Annotated in this window: 2 protein-coding genes; both read left to right on the forward strand. The window is 73.7% G+C overall.

Annotation, left to right across the window (positions count from 1 at the left end; genetic code table 11):
- The first annotated feature begins 14 nt into the window (after nucleotides 1-14).
- Nucleotides 15-911, forward strand: coding sequence for a ScpA family protein (locus MHW47_RS35170; RefSeq protein WP_374230199.1), 897 nt, complete (start codon nucleotides 15-17; stop codon nucleotides 909-911).
- Nucleotides 908-1,555, forward strand: coding sequence for an SMC-Scp complex subunit ScpB (gene scpB / locus MHW47_RS35175; RefSeq protein ID WP_239227874.1), 648 nt, complete (start codon nucleotides 908-910; stop codon nucleotides 1,553-1,555). The genes MHW47_RS35170 and scpB overlap by 4 nt, the downstream gene beginning before the upstream one ends.
- Nucleotides 1,556-1,713: the final 158 nt, after the last annotated feature.

Here is a 1,713-nt window from a genome sequence, read left to right on the forward strand (position 1 = left end):
CGGGCGCCGCGCCCGTGGAGCCGCCGCCCGTGGAGCCGCCGGCCGAGGCCCCGGCGGTCCCCGAGCGGCCCGCCGGTCCTCCCTCGGCCGACGACGGCCGGTTCACCGTGCGGCTGGCGAACTTCGAGGGGCCCTTCGACCTGCTGCTCCAGCTGATCTCCAAGCACAAGATGGACGTGACCGAGGTCGCGCTGTCGAAGGTCACCGACGAGTTCATGGCCCACATCCGCGCCATGGGCCCCGACTGGGACCTGGACCAGACGACCGAGTTCCTGGTGGTCGCCGCGACCCTCCTCGACCTCAAGGCCGCCCGGCTGCTCCCGGCGGCCGAGGTGGAGGACGAGGCGGACCTGGCGCTGCTGGAGGCGAGGGACCTGCTCTTCGCCCGGCTCCTCCAGTACCGCGCGTACAAGCGGGTCGCCGACATCTTCAGCGACCGCCTCGCGTCCGAGGCGCGCCGCTTCCCCCGCACCGTCGGCCTGGAGCCGCACCACGCGGAGCTGCTGCCGGACGTCGTCATCAGCATCGGCGCCGAGGGCTTCGCCCGGCTCGCCGTGAAGGCGATGCAGCCCCGGCCCCGGCCCCAGGTGTACGTGGACCACATCCACGCCCCGCTGGTCAGCGTGCGCGAGCAGGCGGGCATCGTGGTGGAGCGGGTCCGCGCGGCGGGGGAACTCAGCTTCCGGGCGCTGACCGAGGACGCCCCGGACACCCTCACCGTCGTCGCCCGCTTCCTCGCCCTGCTGGAGCTGTACCGGGAGAAGGCCGTCGCCCTGGACCAGGACACGGCCCTCGGCGAGCTGCTGGTGCGCTGGGCGGGGGAGGAGGGCGCCGAGCCGGCCGTGACGGACGAGTTCGACCAGGAGGCCCCGGACGCCTCACCGCGATCCCCGAAGGACGTGACGCCATGAGCGAGCAGGACCCCACCGGCTCCCCGGTCGCGGATCTCGACCTCAAGCCCGCCCTGGAGGCGGTCCTGATGGTCGTGGACGAGCCGGCCACCGAGGAGCACCTGGCGAAGGTCCTGGAGCGGCCCCGGCGGGCCGTGGCGGCCGCGCTGCGCGAGCTGGCCGGCGAGTACACCGCGCAGGGGCGCGGCTTCGACCTCCGGCTCGTCGCGGGCGGCTGGCGGTTCTACACCCGGCCCGCGTACGCGGCGGCGGTCGAGGGCTTCGTGCTGGACGGCCAGCAGGCCCGGCTGACGCAGGCGGCGCTGGAGACCCTGGCGGTGGTCGCGTACCGCCAGCCGGTGAGCCGGTCGCGGGTCTCGGCGGTGCGCGGAGTGAACTGCGACGGGGTCATGCGGACCCTGCTCCAGCGGGGCCTCGTCGAGGAGGCGGGCACGGAACCCGAAACAGGTGCGATCCTGTACAGGACGACGAACTACTTTCTGGAGCGGATGGGCCTGCGTGGCCTGGATGAGCTCCCGGAGCTCGCGCCCTTCCTCCCCGAGGCGGACGCGATCGAGGCCGAGACGCCAGAGGGTGTGCCGTCGTTCGATCCGGACGCACCGGACACCCCGGAAACTCACGCAGACGACAAGACGGACTTTTGATGCGAAGCAGTGGCAGGAACAGCGGTAGCGGCGGCGGCAGGAGCGGCGGCAGCGGCGGGGGCCGGAGCGGCAGGAACAACAGCGGCACCGGCAGGAACAGCAACCCGAACGCACGGGCGCCCCGCTCCGAGCGCGGCGACCGCCAGGAGGAGCGCCCC

This window comes from Streptomyces sp. OfavH-34-F (genome assembly GCF_022347745.1).
In the GTDB taxonomy this organism is placed as follows: Bacteria; Actinomycetota; Actinomycetes; order Streptomycetales; family Streptomycetaceae; genus Streptomyces.

Bases quoted from the DNA above. Each gene is read 5' to 3' on its own strand.
- scpB (WP_239227874.1), top strand. From the start codon at position 908: ATGAGCGAGCAGGACCCCACCGGCTCCCCGGTCGCGGATCTCGACCTC.